General features: G+C 63.7%; 18 protein-coding genes. 8 read left to right on the top strand and 10 right to left on the bottom strand.

All coding sequences use genetic code 11. The annotated features are described in order from the left end of the window. Nucleotide 1 precedes the first annotated feature (1 nt). The 4 genes from ABDW57_RS10470 to ABDW57_RS10485 all read left to right on the top strand — a co-directional run bounded on the left by ABDW57_RS10470 (nt 2) and on the right by ABDW57_RS10485 (nt 4,807). A complete protein-coding gene (locus ABDW57_RS10470) occupies nt 2-157 on the top strand; it encodes a hypothetical protein (RefSeq protein WP_343730142.1) in 156 nt (51 codons plus the stop codon). Between the two features lie 199 nt (nt 158-356). Continuing rightward, the gene (locus tag ABDW57_RS10475) at nt 357-857 is read left to right on the top strand and encodes a SidA/IucD/PvdA family monooxygenase (RefSeq protein WP_343730143.1); all 501 of its coding nucleotides are present in this window, start codon (nt 357-359) and stop codon (nt 855-857) included. Between the two features lie 407 nt (nt 858-1,264). Then, a complete protein-coding gene (locus ABDW57_RS10480) occupies nt 1,265-3,877 on the top strand; it encodes a glycoside hydrolase family 3 C-terminal domain-containing protein (protein WP_343730144.1) in 2,613 nt (870 codons plus the stop codon). 18 nt (nt 3,878-3,895) lie between these two features. After that, nucleotides 3,896-4,807 (top strand): alpha/beta hydrolase, encoded by a 912-nt coding sequence (locus ABDW57_RS10485; RefSeq protein ID WP_343730145.1) that lies wholly within the window; start codon nt 3,896-3,898, stop codon nt 4,805-4,807. Here the strand turns inward: ABDW57_RS10485 and ABDW57_RS10490 are convergent. From ABDW57_RS10490 to ABDW57_RS10500, 3 genes are all read right to left on the bottom strand, one after another. After that, entirely contained in the window at nt 4,804-6,789 is a 1,986-nt protein-coding gene (locus ABDW57_RS10490) for an ATP-binding protein (RefSeq protein ID WP_343730146.1), read from the bottom strand. The two genes, ABDW57_RS10485 and ABDW57_RS10490, sit on opposite strands and share 4 nt — an antisense overlap. Before the next feature lie 84 nt (nt 6,790-6,873). Then, nucleotides 6,874-7,275: a hypothetical protein gene (locus tag ABDW57_RS10495; protein ID WP_343730147.1), complete on the bottom strand. Its 402-nt coding sequence runs from the start codon at nt 7,273-7,275 to the stop codon at nt 6,874-6,876. A 16-nt stretch (nt 7,276-7,291) separates the two neighbouring features. Next, nucleotides 7,292-8,509: a porin gene (locus tag ABDW57_RS10500; RefSeq protein WP_343730148.1), complete on the bottom strand. Its 1,218-nt coding sequence runs from the start codon at nt 8,507-8,509 to the stop codon at nt 7,292-7,294. A gap of 308 nt (nt 8,510-8,817) precedes the next feature. On the opposite strand from ABDW57_RS10500, the gene argJ reads away from it, so the two are divergent. From argJ to ABDW57_RS10515, 3 genes are read left to right on the top strand one after another with little or no spacing between them, the layout of a single operon-like run. Beyond that, the gene (gene argJ, locus ABDW57_RS10505; RefSeq protein WP_343730149.1) at nt 8,818-10,056 is read left to right on the top strand and encodes a bifunctional glutamate N-acetyltransferase/amino-acid acetyltransferase ArgJ; all 1,239 of its coding nucleotides are present in this window, start codon (nt 8,818-8,820) and stop codon (nt 10,054-10,056) included. 1 nt (nt 10,057) lies between these two features. After that, on the top strand, nt 10,058-10,927 hold the full coding sequence (locus tag ABDW57_RS10510; protein WP_343730150.1) for an ATP-binding protein: 870 nt from the start codon (nt 10,058-10,060) through the stop codon (nt 10,925-10,927). After that, nucleotides 10,924-11,340 (top strand): NUDIX domain-containing protein, encoded by a 417-nt coding sequence (locus ABDW57_RS10515; RefSeq protein ID WP_343730151.1) that lies wholly within the window; start codon nt 10,924-10,926, stop codon nt 11,338-11,340. Before ABDW57_RS10510 ends, ABDW57_RS10515 begins: the two co-directional genes overlap by 4 nt. Before the next feature lie 53 nt (nt 11,341-11,393). Here the strand turns inward: ABDW57_RS10515 and ABDW57_RS10520 are convergent, their stop codons facing one another. From ABDW57_RS10520 to ABDW57_RS10535, 4 genes are all read right to left on the bottom strand, one after another. Beyond that, the gene (locus ABDW57_RS10520) at nt 11,394-11,567 is read right to left on the bottom strand and encodes a DNA gyrase inhibitor YacG (RefSeq protein WP_176646248.1); all 174 of its coding nucleotides are present in this window, start codon (nt 11,565-11,567) and stop codon (nt 11,394-11,396) included. A gap of 8 nt (nt 11,568-11,575) precedes the next feature. After that, nucleotides 11,576-12,331, bottom strand: a complete 756-nt coding sequence (gene zapD, locus ABDW57_RS10525) for a cell division protein ZapD (RefSeq protein ID WP_343730152.1) — start codon at nt 12,329-12,331, stop codon at nt 11,576-11,578. A gap of 106 nt (nt 12,332-12,437) precedes the next feature. Further along, nucleotides 12,438-13,046: a dephospho-CoA kinase gene (gene coaE / locus ABDW57_RS10530; RefSeq protein ID WP_343730153.1), complete on the bottom strand. Its 609-nt coding sequence runs from the start codon at nt 13,044-13,046 to the stop codon at nt 12,438-12,440. Further along, entirely contained in the window at nt 13,043-13,915 is an 873-nt protein-coding gene (locus ABDW57_RS10535) for an A24 family peptidase (RefSeq protein ID WP_343730154.1), read from the bottom strand. Before ABDW57_RS10535 ends, coaE begins: the two co-directional genes overlap by 4 nt. A 155-nt stretch (nt 13,916-14,070) precedes the next feature. Here ABDW57_RS10535 and ABDW57_RS10540 point away from each other — a divergent pair, with 155 nt between their 5' ends. Continuing rightward, the gene (locus tag ABDW57_RS10540; RefSeq protein ID WP_343730155.1) at nt 14,071-14,853 is read left to right on the top strand and encodes a histidine kinase; all 783 of its coding nucleotides are present in this window, start codon (nt 14,071-14,073) and stop codon (nt 14,851-14,853) included. Here ABDW57_RS10540 and ABDW57_RS10545 read toward each other — a convergent pair. From ABDW57_RS10545 to pilB, 3 genes are all read right to left on the bottom strand, one after another. Then, on the bottom strand, nt 14,850-15,503 hold the full coding sequence (locus tag ABDW57_RS10545) for a response regulator transcription factor (protein WP_343730156.1): 654 nt from the start codon (nt 15,501-15,503) through the stop codon (nt 14,850-14,852). The two genes, ABDW57_RS10540 and ABDW57_RS10545, sit on opposite strands and share 4 nt — an antisense overlap. 74 nt (nt 15,504-15,577) lie before the next feature. Then, entirely contained in the window at nt 15,578-16,792 is a 1,215-nt protein-coding gene (locus tag ABDW57_RS10550) for a type II secretion system F family protein (RefSeq protein WP_343730157.1), read from the bottom strand. Between the two features lie 10 nt (nt 16,793-16,802). After that, on the bottom strand, nt 16,803-18,539 hold the full coding sequence (gene pilB, locus ABDW57_RS10555) for a type IV-A pilus assembly ATPase PilB (RefSeq protein WP_343730158.1): 1,737 nt from the start codon (nt 18,537-18,539) through the stop codon (nt 16,803-16,805). Between the last annotated feature and the right edge of the window lie 110 nt (nt 18,540-18,649).

Raw genomic sequence — 18,649 nt, forward strand, 5'->3', positions numbered from 1 at the left:
TATGTCTAAAGCAAACTCCGCCCAGCCATCAATTCCCGCACAGGATGAGCCGGTCCAGATTGCTGTGATTGGCGGTGGTCCCAAGGCGGCTGCCATCGCCGCCAAGGCGTGGGCTTTGCGGGAGCGCGGCGTAGCCGATATCCGTGCGGCTGGTTAACGACCAGAATAAATGGCGGATCAAGGGTAAGACGTTAGCGGGAAGCATTGCTACCCATCCTATAAGATTCGATGCCGCAGTTGTTACTGGTCCAGGACCGGCAAAGCAGCTTCCGCTCACTAACAGGGGCGCCCCGGTCCCTGAGAAAATCTTTAACGGCCAGGATTTCTGGCAGCGGCTCAAAGAGGTCTAGGCCTGTTTGAAACAGGCGGCGAGAGACGAAAAAGAATATGCAAACTCGATTGTCATTGTCGGCGCAGGAGGTACCGCCGCTGCGATTCTTGCGTGGCTAGTCTCGAATGGTGCGCGCGATCTCTCGATTCAAATGGTGGCCAGCCAAGCCTCGCTCTATACACGAGTGGATAGCGTGTTTGAGAACCAGCTTTTTAGCGATGAAGCTCAATGGCCTACCTTGTCATCAACGAGCCGTCGGGCCTTCTTTGACCGGTTGAATAGAGGAGTGGTGTGGGCCACGGTTATGGATCGTGTTTCGTCCGCCAGCAGATTCAAGCTGGTTGATGGCCGGGCGCGGAGGGTCGTAGTCCGCGGTCCTGACGACATAGCACTGAAAGTACGTCGAGGCGATGGTGACAATGTCACACTGCAGGCCTCGATGCTGATTGATTGTTCAGGTTTCGATGCTTGGTGGTTCTCATCCTTGATCGCTGGTCTGCCGGCCGCTTCGTACCGAGGCCTTTGATAGCCGAACCAGTAAAAATGATCTGCTACTGAGGTATTTGCGCTTGGGAATGGAGATGGCAAAGAGGCAGCAAGTCGCCGAGGCTGCTTTCAAGCCAGCCCAACCAGTTGCCAAGACAGCCAAGCCAAATGCCAAGACATCCCAACCAGTTGCCAAAGCAGCAGCCGAAGCGGTACGCAAGGTAGCTGCAAAGCCAGTGACCAAGGCAGCCGTCAAAGCAGCGCCTAAACCGGCAACTCCCGCGCGGGCCGCGTAATGATATCCGATTTGATATCGGCTTCCATCAAAAAGTTATTGGTTGATTAGTAACTTTCGCTTTACATTTCCATGGCAAGAATTCGGACGACCGAATCACGCTCAAAAATGTTACCGCAAACATTTTTGAGTCTTATAACATGGAGACTAACATGGCGAAAAATATTACCCGGTGCGGAGCATGGCTGCTGGCCGCGCTGATGCCCCTGCTGGCCCACGCCGACCCGCGCGCCGACGCCGATGCGCGCGCCCGCGCGCTGGTGGCGCAACTGACGCTGGAGGAAAAGGCCCAGCAGTTGCTGAACGTGGCGCCGGCCGTGCCGCGGCTGGGCATTCCCGCCTATAACTGGTGGACCGAGTCGCTGCACGGCGCGCTCGGGCCGCTGCCGACCAGCAATTTCCCCGAGCCGATCGGGCTGGCGGCCAGCTTTGACGCACCGCTGGTGCAGCAGGTGGCCGCCGCCATCAGCACCGAGGTGCGCGCGCTGCATACGCTGGGGCGCGAGACCGGGCACCTGGGCCGCATCGGGACGGGGCTGAACACCTGGTCGCCCAACATCAACATCTTCCGCGATCCGCGCTGGGGCCGCGGGCAGGAAACCTATGGCGAAGATCCGCAACTGGCTGCGACGCTGGGCGTGGCCTTCATCCGCGGCATGCAGGGGCCGAATCCGGAGCTGCCGGATGTGGTCGCCACACCCAAGCACTTTGCCGTGCACAGCGGCCCGGAATCGACGCGCCACGTGGCCGACGTGTTCGTCTCGGCGCATGATCTGGAGGATACCTATCTGCCGGCCTTCCGGGCCGCGATCGTCGACGCCAAGGCCGGCTCCATCATGTGCGCCTATAACCGCATCAACGGCCAGCCGGCCTGCGGCAGCGAGCTGCTGATGAAGCAGCACTTGCGCGACGCCTGGGGCTTCAAGGGGTACGTGGTGTCCGACTGCGACGCCGTGACCGATATCTCGGAGCAGCACAAGTACGCCCCCGATCCGGCCGCCGCTGCCGCGGTCGCGCTCAAGGCCGGCACCGACAACGAGTGCAATACCAAAACCCTGGGCAGCAATGTGCCGGACCTGGGCGCGCGCTACCGCGAGGCCTGGCAGCGTGGCCTGATCAGCATGGGGGATATCGACCAGGCCTTGGTGCGCCTGTTCTCGGCGCGCTACCGCAACGGCGACCTGGCCGGCCTGCCGCAGCGCGCGGTCCATGCCGTGCCGGTCAGCGCGATCGGCACGGCAGCGCACCAGCAGCTGGCGCTGGAGTCGGCCACCAAGAGCCTGGTGCTGCTGAAGAACGATGGCGTGCTGCCGCTCAAGCCGGGCCTGAAGCTGGCCGTGATCGGGCCGCTGGCCGACGCCACCCGCGTCCTGCGCGGCAATTACTCGTCGACGCAATCGGCGCCGCCGGTATCGGTGGTCGATGGCTTGCGGCGCGTGCTGCCGAAGGCGCAGATCAGGCTGGTGCCAGCCGGCGCTTCGATCACCGATGGCGACCCGGTGCCCACGTCGGCCCTGCAGACGCCGGACGGCAAGCCCGGCCTGCGCGTCGAATACTTCAACCGCAAGGATGGCAGGTACGACAGCAAGCCGGTGGTCGCGCGCGTGGAGCCGGCGCTGGCCTCGCAGGCCTTGCAATTGAAGGCCGTGGCAGACGAGCACAGGGTGCAATGGAGCGGCTACCTGGTGGCGCCGGAGAGCGGCACCTACCGCCTCGGCGTCAGCGGCGTAAAGGGCACGCTGACGGTGGGCGGCAAGCCGGCGGTCGAGGCCACCACGTATTCGCAATGGGCCGAGCCGCTGAAGCTGCAGGACGTGCAGCTGGAAAAAGGGCAGCGCTATCCGCTGCACTTCTACGCCGAGACCGGCGGCAGCGGCGTGCCTGGCCTGTTCTGGAAGCGCATCTCCACCAATCCGGACGCTGATCTGGCCGCCGGCGTGGCGGACGCCGATGTGGTGGTGGCGGCGGTGGGCCTGACCTCCGACCTGGAAGGCGAGGAGATGGCGATCAAGGTGGAAGGCTTCTCCGGCGGCGACAAGACCTCGCTGGACCTGCCGCCCGATCAGCGCCACCTGCTGGAACGCGCCAGGGCGCTGGGCAAGCCGCTGGTGGTGGTGCTGATGAACGGCAGCGCGCTTGATCTGTCGTGGGCCAGGGACAACGCCTCCGCCATTCTGGAAGCCTGGTATCCCGGCCAATCGGGCGGCCTGGCGGTCGCCCATGTGCTGACCGGCCGTGCCGATCCGGGCGGCCGCCTGCCCTTGACCTTCTACAGCGGCCTGGCCGACCTGCCGCCGTTTGACGACTATGCGATGCAGGGCCGCACCTATCGCTACTATGCCGGCAAGCCGGTCTATCCCTTCGGCGCCGGCCTGAGCTACACCAGCTTCAGCTATGCGCCGCTGCAGGTGGCCGCGCAGGATGGCGCCGCCGAAAACGGCGTGGTGGTCACCACCGAGATCACCAACACTGGCGCCCGCGCCGGCGATGACGTGGCGCAGCTGTACCTGACGCCGCCGTCATTTGAAGGCGCGCCACGGCTGGCGCTGCGCGGCTTCCAGCGCGTCTCGCTGAAAGCCGGCGAGCGCCGCCAGATCAGCTTCCGCCTGTCGCCGCGCGACCTGAGTTTTGTCACGCGTGACGGGGTGCGGCAGCTGATGCCCGGTCAGTACAAGCTGAGTGTCGGTTCCGGCCAGCCGGGCACCGGCGCGGCGGCGCAGGAGGGCACGGTGGTATTGAATCGTGCAGTGGTACTTGAAAAATAACGTTAAAGGAGACATACCATGATGAAGAAACTCGCTTTGGCGCTGGCGCTGGTCAGTGCGGCCGCCATGGCCCAGGACGACAAGATGACGCCGATCGCGACGCCGGCCCAGCCCAACGCCATCACGCTGAACACCGGCCCGCTGCCGGACGCCAAGGCGGCGGAAAGCTGGCACCGCCAGTATGGCAGCCTGTTTGCCCGCAACGTGACGGTAGCGACGCTGACGCCGTTCCTGCCGGAGGCCGCCAAGGCCACCGGCGCGGCGGTCATCGTGGCGCCGGGTGGCGGCTTCCGCACGCTGTCGATGAATAACGAAGGCTGGGATGTGGCCAGCGCGCTGGCCAGGCAGGGCGTGGCGGCCTTCGTGCTGAAATACCGCCTGCTGCAAACGCCGGCCGACATGGAAGGCTTCAACCGCGAGATGACCAAGCTGTTCTCGGCTGGTCCGCGGGTGGCCAACACGCCGCCGAAGGAGGCGCCATCGGTCACCTACGCGCCGCAGATCGCCGACGCCCGCGCCGCCTTTGCGCTGGTGCGTGCGCGCGCCAAAGAGTGGCATGTGGACCCGGACCGTATCGGCATGATCGGCTTTTCCGCCGGCGCCATGCTGACCATGGCCACCACGCTGTACGGACAGGATGCCAGGCCGGCCTTCATCGCCAATATCTACGGTCCGTTGTCGAGCATGACGCCGCCAGCCGATGCGCCGCCGCTGTTTGTGGCGCTGGCGGCCGATGATCCCTTCTTCGGCAGCAGCGGCTATGGCCTGATCGACAGCTGGCGCGCCGCCAAACGGCCGGTGGAGTTCCACCTGTTCGAGCAAGGCGGCCACGGTTTCGGCATGTATCCGAAGACCACCACCAGCACCGGCTGGTTTGACGCCTATGCGCGCTGGCTGGCCATGCACGGCTACCTGGCGCGCAAGAACTAAGGGCGTTGCGGAGCGGCGCGCGGCAGCAGCATGCGCACCGCGGTGCCGATGCCGGGCGCGGAATCGATGGTGATGCGCCCGCCCAGTATGCCGGTGACGATGTTGTAGACGATGTGCATGCCCAGGCCGGTGCCGCCCTGGCCCATCTTGGTGGTGAAGAAGGGATCGAACACGCGCTTCAGCACGTCGTCCGGCATGCCGCTGCCGTCGTCGCTGAACATCAGTTCGATGATGTCCTCATCCACCACCTCGGCGCGCACGGTGATGGTGCCGCTGTCGCGGTGTTCAAACGCGTGGTTGATGGCGTTGTTGATCAGGTTGTTCAGGATCTGGTACAGCGCGCCCGGATAGGAATCGAACACCATGCCTTCCGGGATTTGCAGCACCACCTCGCATGGCACGCGGCGCAGGCGCGGCATGTAGGTGGCGATGGTGTCCTGCACCGCTGCCAGCAGGTCGAAGCGGCGCCGCTGGTCGTTGGTCTGGTCCACCGCAATCTGCTTGAATGACGAAATCAGTTCTGCCGCCTTGTGCAGCGAGCCGGAAATCAGTTCGCTGGCCATGCGCATTTCTTCCAGATGCGCGGTCAGCTCGGAGCGGCGCAGGGCACCGGCGGCAACGTGGGTGTCAAATTCCTGCACGCGGTCGCGCAGGGCGGTGGAGGCCAGCAGGCTGTTGCCGATCGGCGTGTTCAGCTCATGCGCGATGCCGGCCACCAGCGATCCCAGCGACGCCATTTTTTCCGACGCCAGCAATTCATCCTGCGTATGCTGCAGCGTCTGCAGCGCCGCGCTGAGGTCAGCGTTGGCCCGCTCCAGCGCGGCCGAGCGTTCGCGCACGCGCGTTTCCAGCGAGACGTTGAGGTCCTTCAGTTCGCGCTTGGCGTTCAATTCCTCGGTCAGGTCCAGCAGCGCCCAGATGATGGCGCCCTTGCCATCCAGCGTCAGCGACGACGACCAGATCGCCACGCTGCCGACGCTGCCGTCGGGCAGCAGCACGCCGGCAATCGCGCCATGCACGGCGCCGTCGTCACGGTACATCTGCCAGATGCGCTCGCGCTCGATCGGGCTGGCCCAGAACGTCACCTCGTCGCTGCGCTTGCCCACCAGTTCGGTGGCGGCCGGGCCGAAGGTCTGCACCAGCGCGCGGTTGGCGGCCATGATGCGGCCGTCGCGGTCGGACACGGTCAGCGGCAGCGGCGCCATGTCGAACAGGGTCTTGAAGCGCGCCTCCGATTCGGACAGCCGCCGCTGCGATTGCTCCAGCTGGGCGATGCGCTCGCGCAGCGTGGCGCTCATGGCGTTCAGGGTGCGCGTGAAGACGGCAATCTCATCGTCGCCATGCACCGGCAGCGCCTTGCTGTAGTCGCCTTGTGCGATCTGTTGCGAATCGCCGGTCAGCGCTGCCAGCCGCCGGCCTATGCCTTGGGTGAAGACGTAAAACATCAGCATGCCGACCGCAAAGCCGATCAGCGAAATCAGGCCGCCCTGGATCAGCACCTCATCGCGCGCCTGCTTCAGATCCTTGGTGCTGAGGCCGAAGTTGATGCTGCCGATGCGGTTATCCTTGAGCAGCAGCGGCGAGCGCGCATGCAGGGTGCTGTCGCTGATCAGGGTGCGCACGCCCTTGAGGCTGGTGCCGCCGCCTTGCCGCAGCGTGACAGGCAGCGGCACATCGCGCTTGCCGGCGGCAATGATGGGTTGTTCGCGGTCGTCGAGGACGGTGATGTAGCGCAGGAAGCTGTCGTCCGGGTCGGACAGCATTTCGGCCAGATAGCTGTTCAGCTCGGGCAGGCGCCCGCGCACGGCGTAGGGACTGAGGGAGAGGTTGAGCGTTACCGCGTATTCCTGCGCCACCCGTTCGGCGTTGGTGTTCACCGCATGGTTCATCAGGCGCTGGCTGTTCCAGATCAGCACGCCGACCACCAGTGCCTGGATCACCGCGCTGAGCATCAGGAACTGCGCGCGTAACGAAAGACTCAAAACGTTCACTCCTTGTATGGCGTAGGCCAGGAGCGCACGCGCCTGCCGCGCGGATGACGCGGCAGGCTGGCAGGGCGACCTGGGTTAAGGCAGGGTCAGGATCACTTTTACCGTATCGTCAACTGCCGATTTATCAATATACCCGATTGCTTTTGGATCGGCAGCAACTGCTTTCTTCACCTCGGCGCTGTTCGGATACTCCTTGGGCGGCGTGGCTTTGCCGGTGAACACCAGCTTGGACCACAGGGCCTTGACCTGGGCCGCGTCCTTGTCCGCCACCTTGTGGTAGAACTCGTTGCGGATGGCCGAGCCGTCCGCCTGGTCCACCGGCGTGAACAGGTTGGATTTGCCCAGGAAGAATTGCGAAGCCTGCTCCGAGAACATGCGCGTGGCCGGGTTCTGCTTGCTGACGATGACGACGATTTCCGCTGCCGAAACCTGCATGGCGAAGGCGGACAGCACGAGAGCGCTCAATACTTTTTTCATGGTGGTAGTCTTCCGATCAGAATACGAAGTCCAGGCCGGCAGCGACCACGGTGACGTTCTTGTTATAGCCGGCAGCCGGCACGTTGATCAGCTGGCCCGATTTGGCGCCCGGCTTCACGCGGTCCACCTGCACCTTGAGTGCCAGCTGCTTGGCGAAGTCCCAGCGCACGCCGACGATGTCGGAGGTCTGCTCGGAGGAAGCCAGCAGGTTGGTGACGCCGGCGTTCAGGGCCGGGATCTTGGCCAGCGCGGCCGGCTTGGTGACCGAGCTGCCCGCGCCCTTGGCCGAAGCGTGCGCGTAGTACGGCAACACTTTGCCGAAGCGGTAGCCGAGCATGGTGTACCAGGCGTTGGTATCCGGCAGGTAGACCGCTTCCTTGGCGCGGCGCTGGGCGTATTCGGCCTGGCCGACGAAGTTGTTCCAGTCCATGGTGCCGCCGATCGAGGTGAAGGCGATCTTCTTGCCGGTCTTGAAGCTGATGTCCGAGGCCAGCTGGCCAAAGCCGAGGCCGGTCAGGGTGGTGGTCAGGGCGTTCACCGGTTGCAGGTCGTTGATCTTCATGTCGGCGCGCGCGTGGGCGAAGCGCAGCAGGAAGGGGCCGTATTCGCCGGCCACGCTGAAGCCGGCGGCTGGCGCGCGGTAGGTGGCGGTCGAGCCGGCGCCGGAGGACACGAACAGCTTGCCGCGGCTGACGCCGACGAAGGCTTGCGCGGTCACGTTCAGGTCGCCGATGGCGTGCTGGTAGTTGATGTCGGCGCCGTCCGAATTTTCAATCGGCGCCTGGCCGTACATCTCGATCGGCGGACGCATCATGGTGTTGGCGTAGCCGACGTTCTGGTAGTCGGAGATCAGGAAGGTCGGCACCACCACGCGGCCGACGCGCACCGAGACTTCATCGTTGATGCGGGCTTTCAGGAAGGCCCAGGTCAGGTCGGTGGTGAAGGTGTGCTCGGTGGCCTTGCGGGTCAGCACTTGGGCGGTGCCGGACAGCCAGTCATTGATCTTGTAGGTGGCTTGCAGGCCGAGGTTGGTGTCCAGGCCGAGGCGGGCGCTGTCGCCCACGCCGTCGGCTTGATTGTAACGCGCGAATTTGGCTTCGTCGGTATTGCTCTTGGCCACGCCCAGCGTGCCGAAACCACTGATGCTCAGATTGCCGTCATCGAGGGCGCCAGCGTGCGCCTGCATGGCGGCGGTGGCAGCGATTACGGCAGCGACTAACAGTTGCTTTTTCATGTGTTCAATCCTAGGGGTTATTGTTGGTGTGACGGGCTTGACCGTCTTGTGAGTGTCTTGCCAATGCGGGGATGGGGCATTCGGGTATAACCTTAGACTAATTTCCTCAGAGCATGAAATAGAAAAACGTTAAACCGAACGACTGTACTAATTTTTGTGGTTTTTATGCAAAAATCCCTGTAAAAACAGCACGTTGTACGACATCTCTCCAGTAAGTTTTTAATAAATTTGCTGTTCTGTCACCCAAGCGCTCGTGCTCGCAAGGCATTACAATAGCGGCTCCCTTTTCCACCCACGAGATCACGAATATGGCCGTCAATTCCCCCCTGCCCATTGCCTCCGAACTGAAGCCTGTTGCCGGCGTTGAGATCGGCTTTGCCGAAGCCGGCATCAAGAAGCCGAATCGCAAGGATGTGCTGGTGATGAAGCTGGCGCCGACCGCCACGGTGGCCGGCGTGTTCACGCTGAACCGCTTCTGCGCCGCGCCGGTGCAGATCGCCAAGGCCCACCTGGAAACCGCCAGGACCAGCGGCAAGCCGATCGCCGCGCTGCTGGTCAACACCGGCAACGCCAACGCCGGCACCGGCGAGCTGGGCCTGTCGCTGGCGAATGAAACCTGCGTGGCGCTGGCCGCGCAGCTGGGCGTGGATGCGGCGCAGATCCTGCCGTTCTCGACCGGCGTGATCCTGGAGCCGCTGCCGGCCGCCAAAGTGATCGCCGGCCTGCCGCAAGCCATCGCCGGCCTGAAGGCCGACAACTGGTACAACGCCGCCGAAGCCATCATGACCACCGACACCCAGCCGAAAGCCGGCTCGCGCACCGTCACCATCGGCGGCCATGCGGTGACCATGACCGGCATCTCGAAAGGCGCCGGCATGATCAAGCCCAACATGGCAACCATGCTCGGCTATCTGGCGTTGGACGCCAAGGTGGCGCAGCCGGTGCTGGACCAGCTGGTCAAGCACGCCGCCAACCATTCGTTCAACTGCATCACCATCGACGGCGATACCTCGACCAACGACTCCTTCATGCTGATCGCCACCGGCGCCGGCGCGCTGGAGATCACCTCGGTCGATCAGCCTGAATACGCGCAGCTGCGCGACGCCGTGACCGAGCTGTCGCTGTTCCTGGCGCAAGCCATCGTGCGCGATGGCGAAGGCGCCACCAAGTTCATGAGCATCATCGTGGAAGAGGGCGCCAGCGTGGAAGAGTGCCGCAAGATCGCTTACTCGATCGGCCACTCGCCGCTGGTGAAGACCGCCTTCTTCGCGTCCGACCCCAACCTGGGCCGCATCCTGGCCGCCATCGGCTATGCCGGCGTCGACGATCTGGATGTGTCCAAGCTGAACCTGTACCTGGACGATGTGTGGGTGGCCAAGAACGGCGGCCGCAATCCCGACTACAAGGAAGAGGACGGCCAGCGCGTGATGCAGAAGAGCGAGATCGTGGTGCGCGTCAAGCTGGCGCGCGGCAGCGCCGCTGCCACCGTGTACACCTGCGACCTGTCGCACGATTACGTGTCGATCAACGCCGACTACCGTTCGTAAGATGTCGGCCGCACTGGAACAATTCCTTGCGCGCGCCGAGGCGCTGCTGGCGCGCGTGGAAGCCATCCTGCCGCCGGCCGCGCCGCAGACGGCGTGGGACCGCGGCTTTGCCTTCCGCTGGCGCAAGCGCGCCAACGGCCCGGGTTATCTGCAGGCGGTGGCGCATGTGTCGGACATCGCGCTGGACGACTTGCAGCACATCGGCCCGCAGAAGGAGCAGATCGAGCAGAACACGCGCCAGTTCGTGTCCGGCAAGCCGGCCAACAACGTGCTGCTGACCGGCGCGCGCGGCACCGGCAAATCGTCGTTGATCAAGGCCTGCCTGAACCAGTTTGCCAAGGACGGTCTGCGTTTGATCGAGGTGGACAAGTCGGATCTGGCCGAGCTGCCGGATATCGTCGACCTGGTGGCCGAGCGGCCGGAACGCTTCATCATCTTCTGCGACGACCTGTCGTTTGAAGAAGGCGAGAGCGGCTACAAGGCGCTGAAGGTGGCGCTGGATGGCAGCATCTCGGCGCAGTCGGACAATGTGCTGATTTACGCGACCTCGAACCGCCGCCATCTGCTGCCGGAGCGCATGTCCGACAACATGAGCTACAAGCATGACGAGGACGGCGACCTGCATCCGGGCGAGACGGTGGAAGAAAAGATTTCGCTGTCCGAGCGCTTTGGCTTGTGGCTGACCTTCTATCCGTTCAAGCAGGATGATTATCTGGCGATTGTCGGCCACTGGCTGTCGTCGCTGGGCTGCAGCGAGCAGCAGATTGCGGACGCGCGCGGCGATGCCCTGCGCTGGGCCTTGCAGCGCGGCTCGCGGTCGGGCAGGGTGGCGTGGCAGTTCGCCAAGGACTACGCGGGGAAGCTGGCATGAGCAAGCCGGTGGACGTGGCAGTCGGCGTGCTGATCAAGCCGAACGGCGACCTGCTGCTGGGCCAGCGCCCGGCCGGCAAGCCGTATGAGGGGTATTGGGAATTCCCGGGCGGTAAAGTCGATCCTGGCGAGACCATCCTGGAGGCGTTGAAGCGCGAGTTCGTGGAAGAACTCGGGCTGACGATTCATTCCGCAGAAGAGTGGTGCGGCGTGGAGTACGTGTATCCGCACGCGCATGTGCGGCTGCATTTCTTCATCAGCCGCGACTGGTCGGGCGAGCCGCAAAGCCTGGAAGGGCAGGCGTTCGCCTGGCAGGGTACGGTGGGGGTGGAGCCGCTGCTGCCAGCCACGATTCCGCTTCTGGAATGGCTGGAACAACTCCGTCATTCCGGCGCAGGCCGGAATCCATGTTGAGCATGCGGGCTGTGGAGGCGGCTTATGGATCCCGGCTTGCGCCGGGATGACGTTCACTCTTCGTCGTGAGCGTCCTTGGGCGGCGCGACCGGGATGACGTATTTTTCCTCGGCCCAGGCGCCCAGGTCGATTTTCTTGCAGCGTTCCGAGCAGAACGGGCGGAACTTGTTTTCCGGCTTCCACTCCACTTTCGCGGAGCAGGTCGGGCATTCAACAACAGTGACCATTTGAATCTTCAGAAGTTACAGAGGGTAAGCTCGAATGGTACATCATCTTCCAGCGGCTTGGGTTTCAGGTCGCCGCCCTGTGAGGTGAAGCGCACCCACAGCATGTATTTGTTGGCCGAAATCTCCGGAATCGCACCCTGCGATTCATCCAGGGTCAGGCGCAGCATCTGATACACCTTCCCCTGCAGCATCTGCTGATAGCTGCCGGCCACCGCGATCATCTTGACCGGGCCGCCTGAATCGCGCAGCAGACGCAGCACCAGGCCCAGCGCATCGAACAGCGGCGCCAGCGGCGCGAACCAGGTGATGATGTCGTTGAAGCGCTGCTCTGCCGGACGCTGCTGCCAGGCGTAGTAGGACGGCAAATCAAACTCGCAGGCGCCGCCCGGAATGATGGTGCGGCCGCGGATGCTCATCAGCCATTCGTTGTCGCGCACGTTCTGGCCGGTCTTGCCTTGGGCGGCCACCAGCGCGCTGCTGACGCCGTCGAGCTCGTTGAGGATGGCGTGCAGGGTTTCAGCCTGTACATTGGGATTCATGCGGTAGCCCAGCAGCGTTTGGCGCTGGCGCTCCAGTTCTTGCAGCAGGTCGGATTTCAGGTCGGCGCGGCCGGCAACTTCCAGCATGTCGAAGATGGTGGCCAGCGCAACGTGGTGCTGCATCGGATGTTCTTGATGCACAAAGAACTTGAATTTCTCGTACAAATCCTCCAGGCGCAACAACGTGCGGATGCGCTCGTTGAAAGGATATTCGTAGACGATCAAAATAACATCCCTCTATAGATGGACCTGCAAAGAATTCTCGTGATTTTGAAGCAAGCCAAGCAAAATTACAAACGTTGCGAAGGCATTATTGCCTTTCCACGCCAAATTACCAGCGAATTTGCAGATATAAGGCGTGCAAACGGTCGACTTGCGCCTCCAAAGCGTCGATTCCTGCATTATTGACAATGACATCATCGGCCGCCGCCAGCCGTTCGGCCCGGCTGACTTGCGCCGCCATGATGGCGCGCACCTGCGCTTCCGGCAAATTGTTACGCGCCATCACGCGGGCAATTTGCACTTGTTCCGGACAGTCTACCGCCAACAGGCGCGTGACCCGTGCACGCCACGTTCCGGATTCGATCAGCAGCGGCACGGCGTAGATCACATACGCGCCGCTGGCGGCAGCGCCGGCCGCCAGTGCGGCATCGCGGATGCGCGGATGCAGGATGGCTTCCAGCCGCGCCTTGGCGCCGGCGTCGCTGAACACCAGCTGGCGCATGCGGGCGCGGTCCATGGCGCCGCTGTCGTTGATGAACTCGGGGCCGAACTCGCTGAGGATGGCCTGCATGGCGGGACCATGCGGCGCGGTCATGCTGTGGGCGATCAGGTCGGTGTCGACGATGCTGGCGCCGCGCGCCGCAAACATGTCGGCCACCGTGCTCTTGCCGCTGCCGATGCCGCCGGTCAGGCCGATGGCAAATGGTGGCCGGCTCATGGATGGACCACGTTCATGGTGAAGGCCGACAGCGGGCCGCCGTACAGCAGGGCGATCAGGCCGGCCGCGGCCAGATAGGGGCCGAACGGAATCGGGTTATTGCGGCCGCGTTTGGCAAACACGATGAGGGCGATGCCCACCACCGCCCCCACCACCGAGGACAGCAGGATGATGGTCGGCAGCATGGCCCAGCCCATCCACGCGCCCAGCGCAGCCAGCAGCTTGAAGTCGCCGTAGCCCATGCCCTCCTTGCCGGTGGCCAGCTTGAACAGCCAGTAAATCGACCACAGCACCAGATAGCCGGCCGCCGCGCCGATCACCGCATCCTGCAGCGGCACGAAGGTGGCGTTGACGTTGATCAGCAGGCCGGCCCACAGCAGCGGGAAAGTGAGGTCGTCCGGCAGCAGCTGGGTGTCGGCGTCGATGAAGGTCATGGCGATCAGCGAATACAGGAAGAACAGCGCCGACAGGCCGGCCCAGCCGCTGCCCAGCTTCCACACCACCAGCGCCGACAGCGCGCCGGTCAGCAGCTCGACGGCTGGATAGCGGGGCGAGATCGGCGCCTTGCAGTTGCTGCACTTGCCGCGCAACACCAGCCAGCTAAACACCGGAATGTTTTCGGCGGCCGTGATCTGGTGCTTGCAGTGCGGGCAGGCCGAGCGCGGCGCCACCAGGTTGTAGCGCCCGGTGTGCGGGGCCGGTTTGCCGCTTTCGGCCGCCACATAATTATCCGACTCGCGCTGCATCATGATCGGCAGGCGGTGGATCACCACATTCAGGAAACTGCCGAACAGCAGCCCGAACAGGCCGGCAATCAGGCTGATGGCGAGGTCGCCGGCGGCGGCGAACAGCAGGGTCGATTGCAGCATGGGCGTCAATAATCGTTAATCGTCACTGGCCCATATTAAAGCATTACGGCAACATTGCGGGCGCTTTTTCGGCGCTCCCTTATACCGTCGGGGGGATGGCAAAAACATTGGAACAATGGCAAGGTGGCAGATCTGTATTCCGCTCGGAGCGCTCCTTGTCATCGACACCGTTATTCTTGCTGCTCGGGCTATTGCTGGCGTGTTCGGCGTTCCTGGCCGCCTTTCTGCTTTGCGTGCGCCGCCTGCGGCGCGGCTACGAGGCGCGCATGCGCCTGCTGGCTGAACGCGAGCGCGTGGCCACCAGCCTGCACGACACCCTGCTGCAAAGCATGCAGGGCATGATCCTGCGTTTCCAGGGCGTGAGCCACCGGCTGGCGGCGGACCATCCGGAGCGCGTCACCATCGAAAACATCCTCGACCAGGCGGACGAGGTGCTGGCCGAAGGGCGGCACCAGATCCTGGCGCTGCGCATGCCGGTAGTGTACGGCGACAACCTGAGCCAGGCACTGGCGGCCATCGGCCAGTCGCTGCGGGACAACTTCAACACGCCATTCCGCATGGTGGTCAGCGGCAAGCCGGCGTTCATCAACGGCGACAGTGGCGAGGAAATCTACGGCATCGCGCGCGAAGCGCTGTACAACGCCTTCCAGCATGCGCAAGCCGCCAACGTGGAACTGGAGCTGGTGTATGGCTGCGAGTTCTTCGTGGTCTACATCCGCGACGATGGCAAGGGCATGGACCAACCGCCGCGCGGCCTGGCTGGCATGCGCGCGCGCGCGGCCCGGCTGGCGGGCACGCTCGAAGTGCTGAGTTTGCCGGAGCAGGGCACCGAGGTCATCCTCAAAGTGCCGGGCGAAGCGTGCTACCAGGCGCCGCGCCCGCGCGGCTGGCGGCACTGGCTGACGGCATGGCTGGGGCGCACCGAAACCCAAGCTTAGTTGACCAGCGGCCGCGGCCGCGACCGCATGCCGATGATGCCGCGGCCCAGCGCGATCAGCACGGCGTGGGTGCGGTCGTTGGCTTGCAGCTTGCCCATCAGATTCTTCATGTGCACCTTCACGGTTTCCTCGGCGATGCACAACTGGCGGCCGATCAGGCGATTGCTCTTGCCCAGCGCCGCCAGCTCCAGCACCTGGATTTCGCGCGGCGTCAGCGTATCGCCGGGCAACTGGCGCGCCACCGCCCTGACCAGCAGCGGCGGCACGTGGCGCTGGCCGGCGTGGATGGCGCGCATGGTGTCCAGCATCTCGCGCCGGGCCGCGCTTTTCAGCAGATAGCCGGCGGCGCCAGCCTTCATGGCGCGCATCACCAGGGCATCGCCCTCGTAGGTGGTCAGCACCACGATGGCGGCGTGCGGGTACTCGTTGCGGATGATCTGGGTGGCTTCCACCCCATCCAGGTCGGGCATCTGGATATCCATCAGCACCAGGTCGGGACGCAGGCTGCGGTACTGCGCAATCGCTTCCCGCCCGCCGGCGGCCTCGGCCACCAGGCGGAAACCGGCATCGCTGGCCAGCACGCTGGCGATGCCCTGGCGGAACACCGGGTGGTCATCCGCCGTCATCACGGTGATCGGAACCTGGTCCATAAGGCTGTCACTGCTGAGGTGTGGAAAGCATTACAGTGCCACAAGCGTGACAGCTTTTCTATAACTCCGTGGGGTTATACCACCGAGCCCAACTTGAATATCGGCAAGTACATGGCCACCACCAGGCCGCCGATCAGCACGCCCAGGATCACCATGATGGCCGGCTCCATCAGGCTGGACAGCGAAGCCACCGCCTCGTCCACCTCTTCCTCGTAGAAATCGGCCACCTTGCCCAGCATGGCGTCCAGCGAGCCGGACTCCTCGCCGATCGACACCATCTGCGTCACCATATTCGGGAACACCTCGGCATTCTGCATGGCCACCGTCAGGCTGGTGCCGGTGCTGACCTCGGTCTGAATCTTGCGCGTGGCGTCGAGATACACCGCATTGCCGGCCGCGCCGCCGACCGAGTCGAGCGATTCCACCAGCGGCACGCCGGCCGCAAACATGGTCGACAGCGTGCGCGTCCAGCGCGCCACCGTGGCCTTGCGGATCACTTCGCCAAACACCGGCAGCTTGAGCAGCAGCCGGTCCATGAAGCGCTGCATTTGCAGCGAGCGCTGCCAGGCACGGAAAAAGAAATAAATCGACGCGAACAGGCTGCCGAAGATCAGATACCACCACTGCACGAAAAACTCCGACAGCGCCATCACAAACAGCGTCGGCGCCGGCAGATTGGCGCCAAAGCTGGTGAACACCTCCTTGAAGGCCGGCACCACCCAGATCATGATCACCGCCGTCACCACGAACGCCACCGCCAGAATCGACACCGGATACATCAGCGCCGACTTGATCTTGGCCTTCATGGCCAGCGTTTTTTCCTTGTAGATGGCGAGGCGGGTCAACAGGTCCTCCAGAATCCCGGCCTGCTCGCCGGCGCCGACCAGATTGCAGAACAGCGGATCGAAATACAGCGGGAACTTGCGGAACGCCTGGTTCAGGCTGGTGCCGGTTTCGATATCGGCGCGCAAATCCATCACCAGCTTGGAGACCGCGGGATTGGCGTGGCCCTTGCCGACAATGTCGAACGATTGCAGCAGCGGCACGCCAGCCTTCATCATGGTGGCCAGCTGGCGGGTGAACAGGGTGATGTCCTTGTCGGTGACCTTCTTGCCGGAACGGTAGACCTTCTTCTTGACCTTGGTAACCATGATGCCCTGGCGGCGCAGGGTGACATTCACCACCGCCTCGCCGCCGGCGCGCAGCTCGCCGCGCACGGTCTTGCCGGTTTTATCCTTGCCCTCCCAGGCGAAGACCGATTCCTTGACCTGATTGCCCGATGTCGCCATGATGGTTGTCCTATTCGTTGGTGCAGCCCAGCACTTCTTCCAGGCTGGTCAGGCCCGCCTTCACCTTGACCAATCCGGACTGGCGCAGCGACTTCACGCCTTCCGCCTCGGACTGGGCGGCGATCTGCATCGAGTTGCCGTGGGCCAGTATCAAGGCCTCGATCGCCGGCGTGATCGGCATGATCTGGTAAATGCCGACCCGTCCCTTGTAGCCGCCGCCGTTGCAGCGCTCACAGCCGACCGGGCCGTAGGGTTTCCAGCTGCCGTCCAGTTCTTCGGGCTGGAAGCCGGCCTTGATCAGCAGGTCCGGCGCGATTTCGACCGGCTGCTTGCAACTGCACAGGCGGCGCGCCAGCCGCTGGGCGGTAATCAGGATCACCGACGACGCGATGTTGAACGGCGCCACGCCCATATTCATCAGGCGGGTCAGGGTGGATGGCGCATCGTTGGTGTGCAGGGTGGAAAACACCATGTGACCGGTCTGGGCCGCCTTGATGGCGATGTCGGCGGTTTCCAGATCGCGGATCTCACCGACCATGATGATGTCCGGGTCCTGGCGCAGGAAGGACTTGAGGGCCACCGGGAAGGTCAGGCCGGCCTTGTCGTTGACGTTGACCTGATTCACGCCGGGCAGATTGATCTCGGCCGGGTCTTCGGCGGTGGAGATATTGATGCCGGGCTTGTTCAGAATATTGAGGCAGGTGTACAGCGACACCGTCTTGCCCGAGCCGGTCGGGCCGGTCACCAGCACCATGCCGTAGGGGCGCTGGATGGCGTCCAGCAGCAATTCCTTCTGATCGGGATCGTAGCCGAGACTGTCGATACCCATCTGCGCCTGGGTGGCATCCAGAATCCGCATCACCGTCTTTTCGCCAAACAGCGTGGGCAGCGTGGAAATGCGCAGATCGATGGTCTTGGTCGGCGACACGATCAGGCGCATGCGGCCGTCCTGCGGCACGCGCTTTTCCGAGATATCCAGCTTGGCCAGCACCTTGATGCGCGAGACCAGCTTCTCCTTGATTGAAATCGGCGGCTGGGCGTGCTCGATCAGCACGCCATCGACGCGGAAGCGGATACGGTAAAACTTTTCAAACGGCTCGAAATGCAGGTCGGAGGCGCCCATGTTGACGGCGTCCATCAGCATCTTGTTGAGGAAGCGCACCACCGGCGCATCCTCCACCTCATTGGCGGCCGGGTCGGCCGCATTGGCGGTGGTGCTGGCATCCTCTTCCTCGGCAAACTGGATGTCCGCCTCTTCGCCGGCCAGCTCGGCAATGCTTTGTTCGCTGCTCTTGTTGATGCGGGCCAGCAGCAGCAGCAGGGCGTCGTGCGCCACAATGACAGGCTCGACGGTGGACTCGGTCTGGAACTTGATCTGGTCCAGCGCCTGCGTGTTGGTGGGATCGGAAATGGCGACCGACATCTTGTTGCCGCGCCTGGCCAGGGCGATCACGCGCTGCGCCTGCATCAGCTTGTTGTCGATGACCTTGGGCGGCAGCGCCTCGATATTGAGCGCGCTGACATCGAGCAAGGGATAGGCAAAGGTCTCGGCGCAGAAGGCGGCCAGCGCCTTCGATTCAATCGCGCCGCTGGACAGCAGCACATCGATGAAGGCCAGCTTGTCGGCCACTGACTTTTTTTGCAAAGTCTCCGCCTGGGCGGCGGACAAACGGCCGGCCTGCATCAATGCCCTCGCCAGCCCCGGCATCGGGGTGCCTGGCGCTGCGTTGGGGAGGACTGCTGCCATAGTCGCGTCTGTCAGGTTGGAGGAGGGCGATCAGGGAATGATGCTCTCAGGCATTATTTTTGTAAAGCCCGTGCAACAATTTTACTCCGCTCTGTTGTGTGCGCCCACGC

Origin of the sequence: Duganella sp. (genome assembly GCF_039595735.1) — a bacterium.
Taxonomy (GTDB): domain Bacteria; phylum Pseudomonadota; class Gammaproteobacteria; order Burkholderiales; family Burkholderiaceae_D; genus Rugamonas.